General features: G+C 55.8%; 2 protein-coding genes. Both read right to left on the minus strand.

Annotation, left to right across the window (positions count from 1 at the left end; all coding sequences use genetic code 11):
- Positions 1-375: glycosyltransferase (locus tag M1V25_RS10210; protein WP_498843214.1), on the minus strand; the 375-nt coding region annotated here is incomplete at its 3' end.
- Positions 376-1,348 (minus strand): acyltransferase family protein (locus tag M1V25_RS10215; RefSeq protein WP_498843215.1); only part of this gene is annotated, 973 nt, incomplete at its 5' end.

A 1,348-nucleotide genomic window follows, 5' to 3' on the forward strand; every position in this document is an offset into this window, starting at 1 on the left:
GCGCAGCGGGAACCGGGTGGTGAGCCAGGACACCTCAGGGTTATGAGCAAAGATGTCGGCCACCACGGACAAAGCCCATGGACAATGCATGTCGTCGGAGTTCAGCCAGCCCATCACCTCTCCTTCGACCCGCTGAAAACCCTTGTTGATCGCGTCATACTGTCCGGCGTCCTTTTCGGAAACCGCCCAGGACAGACGTCCGGAAAACTCCTCCACGATCTGCGGCGAGTCGTCGGACGACCCTCCGTCCACCACCGCGTAAGAAAGGCCGGGAACCTTTTGGTTAAGCACGGATTCGATTGCGGCCCGCAGGAATCCCCCCTGATTAAAAGAGGGAGTTACCAGGGCGATGGAAGGAGAGTTCAAAGCCTTCATTCAGCCGAGCACCGTGCCGCGCAGGCGATTGCGGAGGGATTTGGTCAGCGGGTCGGTGATGGCATTGGCCAGACGGGAAATGGCAAGACAGGCCAGCACCCCACCCGCAAAAACAAACACCGGGTCGCGGTGCTGTTCGAAGAGACTGAGGAAGACAATCGAGACCGCATAATGATTAAGATAGACCGGGTAGGAAAGATCACCCGCCTTGCGGTCGAAGATCCGCCATTTTCCGGAAGCCGTCATTCCCGAAAGCAGGAAAAACGCCACCAACAGGACGTTAAAAATGATCACACAGGCCAGGGCTGGGCTGGCCGGATTTCGAATCTGGTAGGAGAAGAAGTGCAGGTTGGCAAAGGCCCAGCTCACCACAATGGCAATGGCACAGAGTAACTTATTTCCCCCCGGACGGCGCCAGTAATAGACCGCCATGCCCAGGGCAAAATACGAACCGAACAGAAAATACCAATACACCGCATTCTGGCGGAAATGGGCGAGACAGAAACCCGCAACAAAGACCAGAAAACACCACGGCATGTAGAGCCTGAGCAGGATATTGCCGGCACTCACGAACCGCTCGACCAGCGAGCGGACAAAATAAATAAAGGCCGCACCGTAATACAGGTGCAACTCAACAGCCACCGCCCAGTAGTACCGCACAAAGGCATAGGGCGCATCCAGACCGAACCACGTGGCACTATAGACGTAACAAAGGGCAAAAATATTCCTGACAATGTTCTGCCAGGAGAACATCAGCTCCGGGTGTGGAATGATGTCGTAAAACTCCAGGGGCCTGATCAGCGAAACGCCCAAATGAAGGAGGACGGAAAAGGCCAGCGCGACAAAATAGGGCGGAAAAATGCGGAGCAGCCGGTTGATGAGGAACGCACCGGTGCGGCGGTTGTAAAACAACTCGTTGGCCTCCGCGATGACAAAGCCCGAGAGGACAAAAAACGTCATCACGGCCATGTTG

It is taken from the genome of Candidatus Nebulibacter yamunensis (assembly GCF_024208055.1).
GTDB classification, from domain to species: Bacteria; Pseudomonadota; Gammaproteobacteria; order Francisellales; family Francisellaceae; genus Caedibacter; species Caedibacter lacustris.